This is a genomic window from Flavobacterium oreochromis (assembly GCF_019565455.1).
Lineage (GTDB): Bacteria > Bacteroidota > Bacteroidia > Flavobacteriales > Flavobacteriaceae > Flavobacterium > Flavobacterium oreochromis.
This window is the reverse complement of record NZ_CP067377.1, coordinates 1051462-1068976: the sequence shown is the minus strand read 5'-3', so window position 1 is coordinate 1068976 and position 17515 is coordinate 1051462. Positions and strand designations below refer to the sequence as shown.

Annotated in this window: 15 protein-coding genes; 11 read left to right on the top strand and 4 right to left on the bottom strand. The window is 27.5% G+C overall.

The annotated features are described in order from the left end of the window. The first annotated feature begins 38 nt into the window (after positions 1-38). Positions 39-698: a hypothetical protein gene (locus JJC03_RS05230; RefSeq protein WP_088400986.1), complete on the top strand. Its 660-nt coding sequence runs from the start codon at positions 39-41 to the stop codon at positions 696-698. A 43-nt stretch (positions 699-741) separates the two neighbouring features. Here JJC03_RS05230 and gltX read toward each other — a convergent pair whose 3' ends face one another. Next, positions 742-2244 (bottom strand): glutamate--tRNA ligase, encoded by a 1503-nt coding sequence (gene gltX, locus JJC03_RS05225; RefSeq protein ID WP_235874140.1) that lies wholly within the window; start codon positions 2242-2244, stop codon positions 742-744. Between the two features lie 167 nt (positions 2245-2411). Between gltX and JJC03_RS05220 the strand changes: the two genes are divergently transcribed. The 4 genes from JJC03_RS05220 to JJC03_RS05205 all read left to right on the top strand — a co-directional run bounded on the left by JJC03_RS05220 (position 2412) and on the right by JJC03_RS05205 (position 9133). Continuing rightward, the gene (locus JJC03_RS05220) at positions 2412-5771 is read left to right on the top strand and encodes a DUF4175 family protein (protein WP_088400988.1); all 3360 of its coding nucleotides are present in this window, start codon (positions 2412-2414) and stop codon (positions 5769-5771) included. After that, entirely contained in the window at positions 5758-6180 is a 423-nt protein-coding gene (gene ybeY, locus JJC03_RS05215) for an rRNA maturation RNase YbeY (protein ID WP_088400990.1), read from the top strand. Before JJC03_RS05220 ends, ybeY begins: the two co-directional genes overlap by 14 nt. Before the next feature lie 137 nt (positions 6181-6317). Further along, positions 6318-8189, top strand: a complete 1872-nt coding sequence (mnmG, locus tag JJC03_RS05210) for a tRNA uridine-5-carboxymethylaminomethyl(34) synthesis enzyme MnmG (RefSeq protein ID WP_235874139.1) — start codon at positions 6318-6320, stop codon at positions 8187-8189. Positions 8190-8281: 92 nt separating this feature from the next. Beyond that, positions 8282-9133, top strand: coding sequence for a class I SAM-dependent methyltransferase (locus JJC03_RS05205; RefSeq protein ID WP_088400994.1), 852 nt, complete (start codon positions 8282-8284; stop codon positions 9131-9133). A gap of 173 nt (positions 9134-9306) precedes the next feature. Here the strand turns inward: JJC03_RS05205 and JJC03_RS05200 are convergent, their stop codons facing one another. After that, on the bottom strand, positions 9307-9570 hold the full coding sequence (locus JJC03_RS05200) for a hypothetical protein (protein ID WP_235874138.1): 264 nt from the start codon (positions 9568-9570) through the stop codon (positions 9307-9309). A gap of 1805 nt (positions 9571-11375) precedes the next feature. Between JJC03_RS05200 and JJC03_RS05195 the strand changes: the two genes are divergently transcribed. Next, complete coding sequence (locus JJC03_RS05195) at positions 11376-11999, top strand: OmpH/Skp family outer membrane protein (RefSeq protein ID WP_235874137.1); 624 nt, start codon at positions 11376-11378, stop codon at positions 11997-11999. Between the two features lie 4 nt (positions 12000-12003). Here the strand turns inward: JJC03_RS05195 and JJC03_RS05190 are convergent, their stop codons facing one another. Together JJC03_RS05190 and JJC03_RS05185 are read right to left on the bottom strand one after the other, a co-directional pair. Then, entirely contained in the window at positions 12004-12387 is a 384-nt protein-coding gene (locus JJC03_RS05190) for a DoxX family protein (RefSeq protein ID WP_088401116.1), read from the bottom strand. 4 nt (positions 12388-12391) lie between these two features. Beyond that, positions 12392-13540: a DNA polymerase III subunit gene (locus tag JJC03_RS05185; RefSeq protein WP_088401114.1), complete on the bottom strand. Its 1149-nt coding sequence runs from the start codon at positions 13538-13540 to the stop codon at positions 12392-12394. 599 nt (positions 13541-14139) lie between these two features. On the opposite strand from JJC03_RS05185, the gene JJC03_RS05180 reads away from it, so the two are divergent. The 5 genes from JJC03_RS05180 to JJC03_RS05165 all read left to right on the top strand — a co-directional run bounded on the left by JJC03_RS05180 (position 14140) and on the right by JJC03_RS05165 (position 17509). Beyond that, positions 14140-14577: a hypothetical protein gene (locus JJC03_RS05180; RefSeq protein ID WP_103715644.1), complete on the top strand. Its 438-nt coding sequence runs from the start codon at positions 14140-14142 to the stop codon at positions 14575-14577. A gap of 72 nt (positions 14578-14649) precedes the next feature. Next, positions 14650-15549 (top strand): beta-helix domain-containing protein, encoded by a 900-nt coding sequence (locus tag JJC03_RS05175; protein ID WP_309597752.1) that lies wholly within the window; start codon positions 14650-14652, stop codon positions 15547-15549. 41 nt (positions 15550-15590) lie between these two features. After that, positions 15591-15932 carry a hypothetical protein gene (locus JJC03_RS18670; protein WP_309597751.1) on the top strand — a complete coding sequence of 114 codons (342 nt, stop codon included), beginning with the start codon at positions 15591-15593 and terminating at the stop codon, positions 15930-15932. A gap of 97 nt (positions 15933-16029) precedes the next feature. Continuing rightward, entirely contained in the window at positions 16030-17040 is a 1011-nt protein-coding gene (locus tag JJC03_RS05170; RefSeq protein WP_235874136.1) for a hypothetical protein, read from the top strand. 136 nt (positions 17041-17176) lie between these two features. After that, the gene (locus tag JJC03_RS05165; protein ID WP_235874135.1) at positions 17177-17509 is read left to right on the top strand and encodes a T9SS type B sorting domain-containing protein; all 333 of its coding nucleotides are present in this window, start codon (positions 17177-17179) and stop codon (positions 17507-17509) included. Positions 17510-17515 lie beyond the last annotated feature (6 nt).

Here is a 17515-nt window from a genome sequence, read left to right as displayed (position 1 = left end):
TATTAAAATAGATTCTTTACTTTAGTAAATAAAATATAATGATGATACGTGTTTTATTATTTATTCTTTTTATTAATTCTTCTTTATCCCATTCTCAATATAGAAAAAATGATGGTAATAGAATAGGGATTTCTGCAGGAATAACATATACAGATGTTTATACTTCTAATTTTAATACTAGACCAGAGTTAGGTTGGATAGCAGGTTTATCAGTACGTGGTAATTTTTATAATGATAAATGGAGCCTGATTTATGGGATGCAGTTTACCGATAGTAATTTTTCTATTGAATCAATTAATTCTAATTTTCAAGAAGAAAAAGTAACTTATAAATTGTCAGGTGCACAATTACGTATTTTAGGTAGTTATCATTTATTGAATGATAATTTAGCTTTTGATTTTGGTCCGGTTTTACAAGTGAATGGCAAACTAAAAATAGATGATCATTATAATTACAATAAGATTCTTAATAGTTCTTTATTAGCTTCTGAAATAATTAATATATCAAATGTAGGCGCTAATTTATATGTTGGTTTATCGGGTGGTAGTAAAATAATTAGAGCTAATTTATTTTATCAGTTAGCTTTAACTAATATGTTTAATAGGCTTAATAGAAATGAATTACTTGAAAAAAATAATAATATTAGTTTTAATGGTCATTTGAGTATGATAAGCACACAAATAACTTTTAATTTATAGTTGTTGTTAATAAGGGGGCAAAATTTTGCCCCCTTATTGTCTCTTAAATACTATGTATTGCTTTTTGAATTCTTTGAATAGTTTCCTCTTTTCCAAGTATTTCAACAATGTCAAATAAATGAGGTCCCATCATCTTCCCTACTAAACTTAAACGGAAGGGTTGCATTACCTTGCCCATTCCTATTTCATTTATAGTTAACCATTCTTTAACTATAGTTTCTATAGTAGTACTTGTAAAATCAGTTATACCTTCTAAAACTGTAATTAATTGTTTTAATAATTCAGGAGTATCTTCTTTCCAGTTTTTCAAACCTTTTTCATCATAACTTGAAGGTGCCAAAAAGAAATAGTCAGTCAAATCCCATAAATCAGTTACAAAATTGGCTCTTTCTTTATTTAAAGAAACAATGCGTGTCACATCAAGGGTAGTCGAAATGCCTTTGTTAATTAAAACTTCATTAAAACTTATAGCTAATTCTTCATCACTTTTCACTAATAAATACTGATGATTGAACCATTTATTTTTCTCAGGGTCAAACTTAGCACCTGATTTATTTACACGTGCTAAATCAAATTTATTGATTAGTTCTTCTAAAGAAAATAGTTCTTGTTCCGTTCCATCATTCCAACCTAATAGAGCTAAGAAATTCACAACTGCTTCTGGAAAAAATCCATTTTCACGGTATCCCATAGAGCTTGTATCTTCTGTTTTCCATTCTAGAGGAAATACAGGGAATCCCATTTTATCACCATCACGTTTTGATAATTTACCATTACCTACAGGTTTTAATATTAGAGGTAAGTGTGCAAATTCAGGAGCTTCCCAACCTAATGCTTGGTACAATAAAATATGCAGTGGTAATGAAGGTAACCATTCTTCACCACGTATTACATGTGAAGTTTCCATTAAGTGATCATCAACTATATTCGCCAAATGATATGTTGGCATTCCATCACTTTTGAATAATACTTTATCGTCTAATAAATTAGTATCAAATTTTATATCTCCTCGAATAATATCTTTTAATTCTAATATTTGATTAATAGGTGTTTTGAAACGTACAACAAAAGCTTCACCATTTTCAAGACGTTTTTTTACTTCTTCAGTTGTTAATGTTAGAGCATTATCTAAAGTTTCACGTACCGTATGATTATAGATAAATGTTTGACCATTTGCTTCTGCAGATTTTCTTAATTCATCTAATTTTTCAGGTGTATCAAAAGCATAATATGCAGAACCTGATTGAATTAATTGGTCTACATATTGTTTATATATTGCCTTACGTTCACTTTGGCGGTAAGGCCCAAACTTTTCATTCTTTCCTACCGTTTCATCAGGTGCTATTCCTAACCATTCTAACGCTTCAAAAATATAAGCTTCCGCTCCTGGTACAAAACGAGTTTGATCTGTATCTTCTATTCGTAAATAAAATGTACCATTGTGTTTTTTAGCAAATAAATAATTAAATAAGGCTGTTCTTACACCGCCTATATGTAAAGGTCCTGTTGGACTGGGTGCAAAACGCACTCTAACTGGCTTTGACATTTTTTTATTGTTTTTGTTATTTATTACATGAAGTATCATCTATTGATTAAGATGCAATGTATTGTGCAAAGATACATTATACTGCTTACATATTTGTTTGATTTTGAGTATTGCTATTGTATTTGATATTTTACTAACTTTATGGGTTATAATTAAAGTATTGAATTTTGGAATCAAAACAGCTCATATTCGTTAAATTAGAAAGTTTTATTAAAAAATATTATACTAATGAATTACTTCGTGGTAGCTTATTTTTTATTGGATTAGGTTTATTATATTTTTTATTTACTAGTTTTATTGAATATTTTTTGTGGTTACAACCCACAGGAAGAACCATATTATTTTGGTTATTTATCACTGTGGAATTGTTTTTACTTATTCGTTTTATAATAATACCATTATTTAAATTATTTAAACTTCAAAAAGGATTAAGCTATGAACAAGCATCATTTATAATAGGTAAACACTTTACTGAGGTAAATGATAAGTTAGTTAATTTCTTACAGTTAGTAAATAATTCAAATCAATCAGAATTACTATTAGCTTCTATAGATCAAAAAGCAAAAAGCTTGCAACCTATTCCTTTTGTGAATGCAATAGATTTTAGAAAAAATAAAAAGTATATTCCATTGGCTTTAATTCCTTTTCTTATTATTTTATTTTTTATGATTTCAGGAAAAGAAGAATATTTAGCACAAGGTATGCATCGTGTAGTTAATTATGATCAACATTTCTCTCCTCCTGCTCCATTTGAATTATTCATTAAAGATTCATTAATTACCCAACAAAATAAAGATTTTACTTTAACTGTTTTTTCTAAAGGTAAAGTAAATCCAGATAAAGCAATTATTGTTATAGGTAATGAACAATATTTTATGGAAAATACAGCAGCAGGTACTTTTCAATATACTTTTGAAAATCCTTTAGCTGATACTGATTTTTATATTCAATCAAATGAAGTAATAAGTAAGAATTATCATTTAAAAGTTAATTCAGTTCCAGCTATTACTCATTTTGAAATGCTATTAAATTTCCCTAACTATTTAGGTAAAAAACCAGAGTTAATAAGAGGTACTGGTAATGCAGTTATTCCTGAAGGGACTACTATTACTTGGAGTATTAAAGCTCAATCGACAGAAATAGTTCGTATGAATATCAATAATTCATTGAGTAGTTTTAATTTTAAAAATAATAACTTTATTTTTTCAAAAAAAATCAATCAAAATTCAGAATATCAAATAGTTACTTCAAATAAAGATGTAAAAGACTTCGAAAAACTCACATATTCTTTGAATGTTATTAAAGATCAGTATCCAAGTATAAAAATAGAAACGATTCCAGATAGTTTACATGTTTCTAAACCTTATTTAATTGGTCAAATTGCAGATGATTATGGTTTCCATCGTTTGAGTATTATATATTTTCCAAAAGATAAAATGAGTCAAGCAAAACGTGGAACACTATCTTTTAAACAAGGTATTTATGATAAATTTATTTTTAATTTTCCTGGTTCATTACCTATAGATAGAGGAGTTCAGTATGATTATTATTTTGAAATTTCTGATAATGATTTTTTAAATGGTTTTAAAACTTCTAAGTCTGCTGTATTTTCACACCGTGAGTCTACAGAAGAAGAAAAACAAGAAGAATTTTTACAACAACAAAACGATAATATTAATAGCCTTTCTAAATCTTTAAAATTACAGGATAAACAACAATTAGAATTAGAGAAAATAGAACAAGTGGGTAAAGAGAAAAAAGAACTGAATTATAAAGAACAACAAAAAATTAATGATTTTATAAAACGTCAAAAAGAACAAGAAGAATTATTAAAAAATTATTCTGAAAAAATAAAAGAAAATTTAGATCAATTTAAACCTACTTCTAAAGATCTTAAAAAAGAAGAATTAGAAAATCGCTTAGATAATGTGCAACAAGATTTAGATAAAAACAAGAAACTATTAGATGAATTAAAAAATCTAAATGAAAAATTACAGCATGAAGAATTATTTGATAAAATTGAAAAGTTTCAGCAAAAATCTAAGAATCAAACTAAAAGTTTAGAACAGTTAGTAGAATTGACTAAGCGTTATTATATTGAACAAAAAGCAAAGCAACTTGTAGATAAATTAGAAAAACTAGCAGATCAAGAAGAAGAATTATCTAATAATAAAGACAATAATGAAAAGGAACAGAATGAATTAAATTCTTCTTTTGATCGTTTACAAAAAGAATTAAATGATTTAGATAAAGAAAATAAAAAGCTAAAGAAACCTTTAAAAATACCTTCCGATATAGAAAAGCAGAATAGTATTGATAATGATATGAAGAATGCAAGCAATGAATTAAAAAATAAAAATAATGCTAAAGCTAGTACTAAACAAAAAAGTGCTGCTCGAAAAATGCGTCAGATGTCGCAATCAATAGAAAAAGATATGCAAGGTGGTGATAAAGAACAAATGAATGAAGATATTAAAATGCTTCGTCAAATTGTAGATAATCTACTTAGATTTTCATTTTCAGAAGAAAAATTAATGAATAATTTCAAGAGTATTAATGGAACATCTGCGTCATTTTCTAAATATATAAAGACACAACAAGATTTAAAAAATCAGTTTAAACATGTAGATGATAGTTTATTTACGATGTCATTACGTAATCCTAAAATAGGAGAAAAAGTTACAAAAGAAATAGGTACTATTTATTATAACTTAGATAAATCAATAGATTATTTTACAGAAAATCAACTTGCTCGCGGTGTTTCTAGTCAACAATATACATTTACTAGTGCTAATAATTTAGCTAATTTATTAGCAGATGTTTTAGATAATATGCAAATGTCTATGTCGGGATCAGGATCAGGTCAAGGTAATCCTAGTCCTGGAAAAGGAAAAGGTTCTGGTATGCAATTACCAGATATAATTATGAGACAAGAAGAGTTAGCTAAAAAAATGAGTAAAGATAAATCTAATAAACCTAGTTCATCAGGATCTTCTGGTAGTGGTGAAGGAAAAGAACCAAACGGAAATGGTAATAAATCAGGTGGTCAAGGAGGTTCTAGTTCTAAAGATGGTAATTCAAAACAAAATAATTCTAGTGAAACTAATGAGGGTAACGCACAAGATATTATAGATATTTTAAAGGAGCAACAGCAATTACGAGATGCTTTAGAAAAAGAATTACATAAACAAGGATTAGGTTCACAAGGGCAAAATGCTATAGAACAAATGAAACAATTAGAAAAGCAATTGATAACAAAAGGTTTCAATAAACAGTTGGTTCAAAAAGCATTAAATTTAAAATATGAACTATTAAAATTACAAGAAGCCGCTCAACAACAAAATCAAGATAATAAAAGAGAAGGAGTAACTAATAAAAAAGAATTTCAAAACTCCTCTCCTGCCCTACCGCAAAAGTTACAAGAATATTTAAATAGTATAGAAATATTAAATAGACAAAGCTTACCTTTGCGCTCGCAATTTAATAAACGTATTCAAGAATATTTTAAAAAAAATGATAAATTATAATTACGAAACTAATTTTTTGTTATCTAATGAAGTTGATTATACAGAATGGATTAAAACTGTTATCGAATCTGAAAATAAAGAATTAAATGAAATTAATTACATCTTTTGTAATGATGAATATCTATTAGAAATCAATAAGCAATATCTGGATCACGATTATTATACAGATGTTATTAGTTTTGATTACACAGAAAACAACTTAATCGCTGGTGATATTTTTATATCTATTGATCGTATAAAAGAGAATGCTATTGATTTAGGAGTATCTTTTGATGAAGAATTAAAACGCGTTATTATTCATGGTGTATTACATTATTGCGGGTATAAAGACAAAACTTCATCAGAAGAAGAATTAATGCGTTTAAAAGAAGATGAAAAAATAAAAATGTTTCACGTGAAACATAATTAATAATCTTAGTTCCACGTGAAACAAATTTTATTTGTTTCACGTGGAACTTTTTCTTTTTATTTTAAAGTGTTTCACGTGAAACACTTTAAAATAAAGAAAAAGTTTTATAAAAAAATGAATTATTTTAAAGATATATAATGTTTATAGAGAGTTATGATGTAATAGTAGTGGGTGCAGGACATGCTGGTTGTGAAGCAGCAGCAGCAGCAGCAAACTTAGGTTCTAGAACTTTGTTGATTACAATGAGTCTTCAGAATATAGCTCAGATGTCTTGTAATCCTGCTATGGGGGGAATTGCAAAAGGGCAAATTGTTCGTGAGATAGATGCTTTAGGTGGTTATTCAGGTATAGTGTCTGATAAGACTGCAATTCAATTTAAAATGTTAAATCAATCTAAAGGACCAGCTATGTGGTCCCCACGCTGCCAGAGTGATCGTATGCGTTTCTCAGAAGAATGGCGTTTAATGTTGGAACAAACACCTAATCTTGATTTTTATCAAGAAATGGTTGTAGGATTAATAACTGAAGGAGAAAATGTAATAGGAGTAAAAACAGCTATAGGTTTATCTATTTATGCTAAAACAGTTGTTTTAACTAATGGTACTTTTTTAAATGGTTTAATACATATTGGAGAGAAACAGTTTGGAGGAGGACGTGTTGGTGAAAGCGCATCTTATGGTATAACAGAAGATTTAGTTCGTTTAGGTTTTCAAGCAGGACGTATGAAAACAGGTACACCTCCACGTGTTGATGGACGTTCTTTAGATTATACTAAAATGCGTGTAGAACCAGGAGATTTAAATCCAGCTAAATTTTCTTTTTCAGATTACACGAAACCTTTAAAAAAACAACGTGATTGTTATATGACTTATACTTCTCCTTTAGTGCATGATTTATTGCGTGAAGGATTTGATCGTTCTCCTATGTTTAATGGTCGTATTAAATCTTTAGGTCCTCGTTATTGTCCTTCTATAGAAGATAAAATTAATCGTTTTGCTGATAAAGATCGTCATCAACTCTTTGTTGAACCAGAAGGATGGAATACTGTAGAAGTATATGTAAATGGATTTTCTACTTCACTTCCAGAAGATGTTCAGTTTAAAGCTTTGCGTTCAGTTGAAGGTTTTGAAAATGTAAAATTTTTTAGAGCAGGATATGCTATAGAGTATGATTACTTCCCTCCTACTCAGTTAAGGCATACTTTAGAAACAAAACTTATTTCTGGTTTGTATTTTGCAGGACAGATTAATGGGACTACAGGATATGAAGAAGCTGCTTCACAAGGTTTAATGGCTGGTATTAATGCCGCTTTAAAATCACAAGAAAGAGATCCTTTTACTTTAAAAAGAGATGAAGCTTATATAGGTGTTTTAATTGATGATTTGATTACAAAAGGTACAGAAGAACCTTATCGTATGTTTACTTCTCGTGCTGAATATAGAACTTTATTACGTCAAGATAATGCTGATTATCGTTTGACTCCTAAATCAAATGCAATAGGTTTAGCTAGTGAAGAACGATTAAAACGTATGGAGTATAAATTTAATCAAGCTGAAAAAATGGTTACTTTCTTTAGAGAAACTTCTGTTTCTATTAAAGAAGCTAATCCTGTTTTAGAAGCTAAGTTAAGCTCTCCTATTACTCAAGGTGATAAAATGTTTAAAATTTTTTCTCGTCCTCAAATACAAATGGAAGATATGATGAAATTTGAAAAAGTTAAAGAATACATTGCCTTAAGCGATTTAGATGAAGAAATAATAGAACAATCAGAAATACAAGTAAAGTATTCAGGTTATATAGAAAAAGAACGTGCAAATGCTGAAAAATTACACCGTTTAGAAAATATACGTATACCTGATACTTTTGATTATGATCAATTAAAATCTTTATCATATGAAGCACGTGAGAAATTAAAAAAGATTCGTCCTGTTACAATATCACAAGCATCAAGAATTAGTGGAGTATCGCCAAATGATATTTCTGTTATGTTAGTTTATATGGGAAGATAACCACCTTTAGAAATACACTAAAAGAATAATATGTTTCACGTGGAACTTTTAGAAATATATTATTCTAATTAAATTAAAGCTTTATTACACAAATGAATTTTTTAGAACAAAATAGTTATATAAAAGTGCAAGATCATTCCGTTTCTAATGAAAGTTTTGACTTGTTATTAGATCCCGAGACTGAATTATTAAAAACACATCCCCAGCCTTCTTTAGAACAATTGGGAGCTTATTATGAAAGTGAAGATTATATTTCGCATACAGATGGTAAACGTTCTTTTTTTGAACGTTTATATCATTTAGTAAAATCATATGCTTTAATTAAAAAAGTAGCTTTAATCAGTAGTATACATAAATCTAAAGGACTTCTTCTTGATATTGGAGCTGGTACAGGTGATTTTTTAGTTACAGCAAAAAATGCAGGTTGGATTACTAAAGGATTTGAGCCTAATCTTAATGCCCGCAATTTAGCTTTATCAAAAGGAATAGAATTAGTAAATGAAACTCAAGTAATTTCTGATCATTCTGTTGATCTTATTACAATGTGGCACGTTTTAGAGCATGTGCCAAATTTAGAAGAACAAATTCAAGAATTAAAACGTTTATTAAAACCTGATGGTACTTTAGTAATTGCAGTTCCAAATTATAAATCATACGATGCTCAATATTATGGGAAATTTTGGGCAGCTTATGATGTACCTAGACATTTATGGCATTTTTCTAAAAAAAGTATCGAAAAATTATTTAATAATCAAAAAATGAAAGTTACTCAAATTCATCCAATGATTTTTGATAGTTTTTATGTTTCACTTTTATCAGAGAAATATAAAAATGGAAAGATGAATTTTTTTAATGCTTTTTGGATTGGATTAAAATCAAATATTAAAGCAGGTGCTAAAAAAGAATTTTCTTCTCACATTTACATTATAAAGAATGACAATTAAAATATTTTACTGTAATATAAATAAAGCGAATCAATTTGATTCGCTTTATTATTTTCTATATATTTTTAATTTATATTTCCTCTTTTCTATTTTCTATAATTTTATTTAGTTTAAAAAACATATTATTAAAAGAAAACTTAAATTTCTTTTTACTATATTTTTATTTTGATATTTTACTTCTTACTTTTTGAGAAGTATTTTGAGAAGTATTTTGAGAAGTATTTTGAGAAGTATTTTGAGAAGTATTTTGAGAAGTATTTTGAGAAGTATTTTGAGAAGTATTTTGAGAAGTATTTTGAGAAGTATTTTGAGAAGTATTTTGAGAAGTATTTTGAGAAGTATTTTGAGAAGTATTTTGAGAAGTATTTTGAGAAGTATTTTGAGAAGTATTTTGAGAAGTATTTTGAGAAGTATTTTGAAAGTATTTTGAAAGTCATTTTGAGAAGTATTTTGAAAGTATTTTGAGAAGTATTTTGAAAGTATTTTGAGAAGTATTTTGAGAAGTATTTTGAGAAGTATTTTGAGAAGTATTTTGAGAAGTATTTTGAGAAGTATTTTGAGAAGTATTTTGAGAGTATTTTGAAAGTATTTTGAGAAGTATTTTGAGAAGTATTTTGAAAGTATTTTGAGAAGTATTTTGAGAAGTATTTTGAGAAGTATTTTGAGAAGTATTTTGAGAAGTATTTTGAGAAGTATTTTGAGAAGTATTTTGAGAAGTATTTTGAGAAGTATTTTGAGAAGTATTTTGAGAAGTATTTTGAGAAGTATTTTGAGAAGTATTTTGAGAAGTATTTTGAGAAGTATTTTGAGAAGTATTTTGAGAAGTATTTTGAGAAGTATTTTGAGAAGTATTTTGAGAAGTATTTTGAGAAGTATTTTGAGAAGTATTTTGAGAAGTATTTTGAGAAGTATTTTTGAGAAACTTCTCAAATTGAAAAAAATATTTCGATTTTTACTCAAAAAAACAAAAAAATTGAGTAAAAATCATTTTTTTTGTTTTTATATTGATTTTATTCTTCCCTTATTATTTTAAACTGATTTACTAATAGTTTTTATTTGTAGAAATTATTCTCGAAATGTTCCACGTGAAAATTGATTTTAGTTCTTACTAATTTATCCTTTAAAATATAACGATCCTTATTTGTTCCACGTGAAATTTTACATTTAAAAAATATTTTGATCAGAATTGACAATATTGATCATAGATTTTAATACATGATAATGTTATGCCTTCTCCCCTTTTCTATAAATCAGATAATTTTATTAATCATGCTTTATCAGAATAATTAATTTTTATAAAATCTTATGATTATTTTTATAGAGATTATAATTGTTAATTTAGATAAAACCGGTATAAAACTATTTTATAACAACATCTTAAAATATTTAATTTTTAGAATTAATAGATATAAATTCTTATTTCCTATTTATCAAATTTATTTTTGATTATGACTAATACTTTTCACATGTTTCACGTGGAATTTTTATTAATAAGCATTACTATATTGCTTTTATCTCTTTTGTTTTTTATTTAAAAAGCATTTAAATCTATTTTAAGAGACTTTTTATTATGTTTATATAAGATGTATTGGTTTGTTTTTAAAAACCTCTTAAAATAGCTTTATTTTAGTTTATTTTTATTTGTTTTTATTATGAAATAATAGTTTTAAATAAATTTTTTTATATTTAATAAAACATCATAAAACTTTAAAATATTTCACTTTAGTATTCATTGTAAATACTATATGATTTTTTAAATGTTTCACGTGAAAAAACTTAATTTGTTTTCAAAAAATATTTAATTGATATGTTTTATGGATTTAAAAAAATATATCATTTTTTTTATTTAGTCTTTTATCTTATTTCAGGGATCTTTATTTCTTATTTTTAGTATTACAAGATAAAATTTTAGAACAAATTTTATTCATAAAGCTTATTCTTGATTTTTAAATCATTTTTTATTTTATTTCTTTTTTAAAATACATTAGACTTGATTTAAGACATTATTTCTGTTTTTGCTATATATACTAGTGGTTTAAGAAAAAAACACTCTTAAAATAGATTTATTGAAGTCGTTTTTAATAAAAATTTATTATTAGACAGTTTGTTCAAATAATTTTTTATTATATTGATTTTATCTTTTATTTTTTGATGTTTTTTAATTATTAATTCATTTATTTTTTGTATCGGGTATTTTCGAATAAAAGTTTACTTTTACAAAAAATTATAAATTATAAATAGAATGAAAAAGCTTGTAATGATGGCGGTTGTTTTATCTGCCGTAGTAGCGTGTAATAAAACACCTGAAGCTAAAGAGGTAAAAACAGCTTATATTGACACTGTAAAACTTATGGAAGATTATACTGAAGCCAAAGAATTACAGGATAAATTCAAAACAAAAGGAGAAGTTAAAGGTCGTGAATTAGAGGTTGAAGCTAGAAAATTAGAAGCAGAAAAAGCTAATTTTCAACAAAACGCTATGGCTAAAGGACAAGCTTGGGCGCAACAAAAATATGCTGAATTACAGCAACGTTCACAACAATTAGCATATGCAGAACAAGCTATTGCACAACAATTACAAGCTGAAGGAGGTTCTAAACGTGATTCTGTAGTTGAAAAAGTACGTACCTTTATAAAAGATTACGGAAAGAAAAATGGTTATGATTACATATATGGTACAGGTGATGCAGCAAGTGTTTTATATGCAAAAGATAGTTATGATATAACGAAAGAAGTTTTAAAAGCTTTAAATGAAAAATATGCTTCCGAAGGAAAAAAAGCAGAAACAAAAAAGAATCTGATAATAAAGAAGTTAAAAAATAAAAAAAGGGCTGTTTCTAAATCTGAAACAGCCCTTTTTATATGATTTTCTATTGTAATAAATATAGACCCAGTACAGCAATTATAAAATAAATTGCAATAGTCCTTGCACCATCATAATCTTTGGCTATTCTTTGTCCAAAAAGAAGCATTAAAAGTGTTACACATGAAACAGCAGCACCATATTTTCCAAATGTTGTTCCTTCATTTACCAATAGTTCTATTCCACCTACAATACAAAGTATACCTGCTATAATTTCAAAAGCTAGTAGTATATTTAAAGAAATAGATACTTTACCATCAAAAATAGTATTCTTAAAATGATCTTTTAACCAATTTAAATTACCTTGATAATCAGTAAATTTATCATACCCTGATTGTAAAAAAGTAATAGCTAAAAAAGCTAAAATAAGTAAGCTAGCTAGGTTGTTCATAATCTTAATTTTTATGGATTAAACGTGTTAGTTTTATAGATAAATCAGTTAATATAATTTTGGAATTGCCATTTCGTTCAATATGATAAATAGCATCATTTAACTCCTTGTATATTTCATTTATATTACGTCCTGTGATAAAAGGAGCAAACTTCTTTAAATCAAATCCTTGTATACCTGATTCATAGTAAACTAAATCCCCTGCTTCATAATTTAATAAAAGAGCTTGACGAAATAATTCAATGCAATAAGTCAAGAATTTTTTTTGATTTTCTCTTCCTAATTTAGCAATTTCTTCGCTCCAGTTTATTAAGTCTTGTATTGCACTAGCATTACCTTTTGCTCTAAATGCAGCGCGAACCCAATTGACGAACCATTGTTCAAATGGAGCATCTTCATTTTGATGATGACTCAATTGTAAAGCCTTGTTATAATTACCCTGCGATTTATGAGCTATTTTCATAGCTTCTTTTTCTTCAATTCCTTCAAATTCAACTAGATGTCTTGAAATCGCAGATTCACTTAATTTTCCAAAATTTATTACTTGACACCTTGATCGAATCGTTTGTAATAAATCTTCCTCATTCTCTGTAATTAAAATAAAAAGAGTCTTATCTGTAGGTTCTTCAAGTAATTTTAATAATTTATTAGACGCTGCAACATTCATTTTATCAGCCATCCAAATAATTAAAATTTTATAACCTCCTTCATAAGACTTAAGAGCTAATGATTTTAAAATTTCAGAAGCATCTTCTACTCTAATTTCTCCTTGCTTATTCCCTACTCCTAATTTATCATACCAATCAAATAAACCACCATATGGTTTTTCTAGTAAAAATTCTCGCCAAAGTGGTAAAAAATCTAAACTTTTAGGTTTTGATTTTACATCTTCCGTTGTAACTGTTGGGTAAACAAAATGTAAATCAGGATGTGAAAAATGATCAAATTTTATATTGCAACTATCTATACCTCCCTGATTTTCAAAATCTTTATTTTGACACAATACGTATTGCGCATAAGCTATAGCCACTCTTAGTATACCACAACCCTCTGGTCCAACAAATAATTGTGCATGAGGAATTCTTCCATGACTTGCACTGGTTAATAAATGATTTTTTACATGCTGGTGTCCTACTATCTCTTTAAATAACATAAAAGCAAAAATAATTACTTATCCCTAAAATTTCACACATTCAACAAATTTTATACTCCATATTTTCCATCTCTTAGTACTAAAATTACTCCAATACATTTGATTTAAATAGATTTAACAGACATTATTAAATAAAATAGATCTCTTTTTATAAAAACTAATCAATTAAGTTCAAAAAACTCTAAAATGTCTAATTTTTAAAGTTACAGAATCATAAAAATAAAAGATTAAAACCAATTAAATCTAATTTTTTTAACATAGATTATCGTTATAAGTATATTCAATCTAAAATATTATTTACAAAATGTTATTTTTCAGTTATAATTAAAAAAAAATGTGAAACCCAATAAAAAAAATACTACATTTGTACTGATATAATTTGTATTTCTATTCACAATATTTACATAAGTTAAAAATATATTTTTTATGTTTAAATGAATTTTGGCACGCTTTTAGTATTATAGTTTAAAAATCAATGCATTTATTTTTAATTTACTTTTTTAATTTATTAACAAATTCAAATAAAGAATTGTTAATTCAATTTAAAAGTATATTTTTGAACAATTAGAACTTTAATAACTGAAATTAGAAGAATAACCATGAAGAAAATTATCTTTTTAAGCTTATTAATGCTTTTTGCAGTAGGAAATATAAACGCTCAAGCAAAAAAGCCAAAAAGTATCATCAGTACGAGTGGTGCGGCAATTAAAAAGTTCCATGAGAAAAGTGAATTAGATGGTATGCCCAAAGGACAACTTTTGGAATTATACAAAGAGCGAATCAGAGTTCTTGTTAATATATTACCTTACCTTGCTTTAACTAATAAACCAGGTATGACAATGCAAGATGTTGGTATTCCAGATACCTCTGATAATAATAGTGCATTGGATAAACAACAAGAAAACATTGTAGCCTTTGTTAATTCAACAATTGCTTTCCAATCAACAATGGTCCCTTATGCAGATAAAGGGAATTTAGTAGCCTCTATTCTCTATTATGAAAATATGTTACGCGAATTAAATCAGTTGTACGAATAATAATAATAATAAAATTATGATTAATAACAAAAAAATAGTATATTAGCATAAATTTCTAAAAAAATGACCCCCATGAAGAAATTGCTTAACTTAAAATGGATCGCTTTATTTGCAATAATGACTGCAAATGCACAGCAAGAAAAGGGAATAATAGGATCTTCTAACTGGTTAAATAACTGGACAGATTTTAAACCTTCAAAGACGGAATACAATGAGGCTACTGAAATTCTATATGGAAAAATCACAGCCAATAAAACATTGCAGAAAAGAAATACATACCTATTACAAGGACCTGTATACGTAACAGCTGGAGTAACTCTTACGATTGAACCCGGAACTATTATTAAAGGGGATTCTGAAACTAGCGGATCTTTAATTATATCTAAAGGTGCTAGATTGGAAGCAAATGGAACTGAAACAGATCCAATTGTATTTACCTCAAATAAACCAGTTAAAAAACCAGGTGATTGGGGAGGTATAGTAATCTTAAACGATGCACCAATTAATAAATTTGGAGGTGTTGCGTCTATGAATTATGATTTAGATCCAGCTCAGACAATATATGGTGGAACTAATCCAATGGCAAATTCAGGGGTATTAAGATTCTTAAGAATTGAATTCGCAGGTAAAAAAATAAAAGGATTTAAAAATTACAATGCTTTAACTTTAGCAGGGGTTGGTAATAAAACAGTAATTGAACATGTAATGACCAGCTTTTCCGCAGGAAATGGTATAGAAGTTTTGGGAGGTGATACAAATCTTAGAAACATGGTTACCTTACGCGTTTCTGGAGATGATTTTAAATTCAATCAAGGTGCGCAAGTTAAATTAGATAATTCTTTAGTTATAAGACATTCTTTATATTCAGGTGCTTCTAGAACACGATGCTTTAATGTTGTAAGCTACGATAAAAAGAAGAAGCTGATTTTTCAAAACCTTCAACCAATGTTGTTGCTACTAACTGTACTTTAGTTAATAACTCAGAAAGTTTTGATTTAGATTTAGCTAGTGGATTGGTAAAAGAAGGTGTATTTGTAGGCGCTAATACTTCCTTAAGCTTAAAAAGAAGTCTAATTTCAGGATTTGCTCCTGCAACAATTTTAGATAGTGAAATAAATCCTGAAGCTGGAGGATTGAAAAAAATAGGTTTTTCAGAGGTTTTCTTTAATAATTGCAAAGGAAATATATTTTTAGCTAATTCTTCTAATAATGACGATTTAGAAGATTTTTACGGAAACCCTCAATTCTTAAACCTATACGAAAAGACACCTAATACTGAGTTATTTATTAATCCAGTGGAGTCTAAGTCTCCAGATTTTAGATTAAAAGTGGGTAAATTTACTGCTGGCAAATAATTTATCTCTAGATTATAGTATTATAACTTTAAATCCATTGGCAGTAGATCTACCAGTGGATTTATTTAGTTTAAGGACCAATTTAATTTAGAAATGTATGAATCACACATTATTTCGTAATTTTTTTAATAAATATATTTTTATAATTCTCTTATTTTCTTTTATCCTAGAAAATAATGCTCAGACTTTTGTAAATGCTCCTACTAAAAATTTTCTAAATATTTGTGCTTCTTCTAAATTTAATGATTATTCAGTTAATTTTGATTTTAATGGTTTTAATCCAGAAAACACATTTACCTTAGAAATGTCTGATCCAGAAGGAGATTTTAATAAGTTAACCCCTATTACAATCCTTTCTTCTCAAGTTGCTACTAGTCCTGGAAGAATTCGTTTTAAAGTACCTGAAGATATCACTACAGCTGGAAAATTCTATAGGTTAAGAATAAAAACCTCTTCTCCAGCTTTAATAAGCTCTGCTACCCTACCCTTTAATGCTTATTTTTGGATTTATAACGATAAAATAACAATTTCAGATGATGGTACAGGGAATTTAAGTATTTGTGGAGGAAATGGCGTATTAGCTATAAGCGAAAAAGCCCCTTCCCCTTTACAATATAAACAACTACAATATATATGGAAAAAAGACGGTATTGTAATACCAAATGAAACAGGATCTAAATTAACTATAAATCAATCAGGTAAATATAGCGTACAGATAGATTATGGAAGTTGTAATAGTACCGTTGGATTTGTAGCATATTCACAAGAAGTAAATGTTTCTTTTACCAGTAATTCAGTTCCTTATTCAATAACATCAAGTCTAGGCACCGTTATTTGTCCTAGTAATCCAACTACCTTAAGTACAAGTCCAGGACAAACTTATCAATGGTACCGTGATCCAGAAGCTAATGGTAATTTTTCAAAAATTGATGGAGCTACCTCCTACACATTAAAGACAGCAGAACCAGGTGTTTATAAAGTGGTAATTAGTCCAGGTTCAGTTTGTGAATCTACTTCTACAAATACTATTACTCTCCAATCTACCAACTTTAATTTAGCAATAGATGCTAAATCAGTAAACTATTTAAAAAAAGGGGGAAACAATTAATATCAATACCAATACTACTGCTATAGCCCCAACTTACGAATGGTTTGTACCAGGAGGGACTGCACCTATTAGTACTGGTATTAATTTTTCAGTTACCAATGATGCAAATTTCAAAGAAGGCATATATAAATTGGTTGTGAAGCAAAATGATCCAAGTTGTACTTACACAAAAACAATACAATTTAAAATAATAGAAGGAGTAGAATCATTTAATATCCCAAATGTAATAAGTCCTAATGACGGTAATAATGTAAATGATACATGGATTTTACCAACAGAATATAAAAGTGATTTGATTGAAATACTAATTTTAGATAGCTATGGAAAAGAAGTTTTTAGAATGAAAAATTATGATGATTCTTGGCCTAGTACTACCATAGAATTCAAAGATGTAAATCCAATTTATTATTATATTATATCAAAAGATGGAAACCCTTTAAAAAAAGGTTCTCTAACCGTCTTAAAATAAATTATA

What these genes read in the sequence shown, in the direction of transcription:
- JJC03_RS05170 (WP_235874136.1), top strand. Translation starts at nt 16,030, where the DNA reads ATGAATCACACATTATTTCGTAATTTTTTTAATAAATATATTTTTATA.
- JJC03_RS05200 (WP_235874138.1), bottom strand. Translation starts at nt 9,570, where the DNA reads ATGACTTTCAAAATACTTTCAAAATACTTCTCAAAATACTTCTCAAAA.
- JJC03_RS05190 (WP_088401116.1), bottom strand. Translation starts at nt 12,387, where the DNA reads ATGAACAACCTAGCTAGCTTACTTATTTTAGCTTTTTTAGCTATTACT.
- mnmG (WP_235874139.1), top strand. Translation starts at nt 6,318, where the DNA reads ATGTTTATAGAGAGTTATGATGTAATAGTAGTGGGTGCAGGACATGCT.
- JJC03_RS05195 (WP_235874137.1), top strand. Translation starts at nt 11,376, where the DNA reads ATGAAAAAGCTTGTAATGATGGCGGTTGTTTTATCTGCCGTAGTAGCG.
- ybeY (WP_088400990.1), top strand. Translation starts at nt 5,758, where the DNA reads ATGATAAATTATAATTACGAAACTAATTTTTTGTTATCTAATGAAGTT.
- JJC03_RS05175 (WP_309597752.1), top strand. Translation starts at nt 14,650, where the DNA reads ATGAAGAAATTGCTTAACTTAAAATGGATCGCTTTATTTGCAATAATG.
- JJC03_RS05230 (WP_088400986.1), top strand. Translation starts at nt 39, where the DNA reads ATGATGATACGTGTTTTATTATTTATTCTTTTTATTAATTCTTCTTTA.
- gltX (WP_235874140.1), bottom strand. Translation starts at nt 2,244, where the DNA reads ATGTCAAAGCCAGTTAGAGTGCGTTTTGCACCCAGTCCAACAGGACCT.
- JJC03_RS05205 (WP_088400994.1), top strand. Translation starts at nt 8,282, where the DNA reads ATGAATTTTTTAGAACAAAATAGTTATATAAAAGTGCAAGATCATTCC.
- JJC03_RS05185 (WP_088401114.1), bottom strand. Translation starts at nt 13,540, where the DNA reads ATGTTATTTAAAGAGATAGTAGGACACCAGCATGTAAAAAATCATTTA.
- JJC03_RS05180 (WP_103715644.1), top strand. Translation starts at nt 14,140, where the DNA reads ATGAAGAAAATTATCTTTTTAAGCTTATTAATGCTTTTTGCAGTAGGA.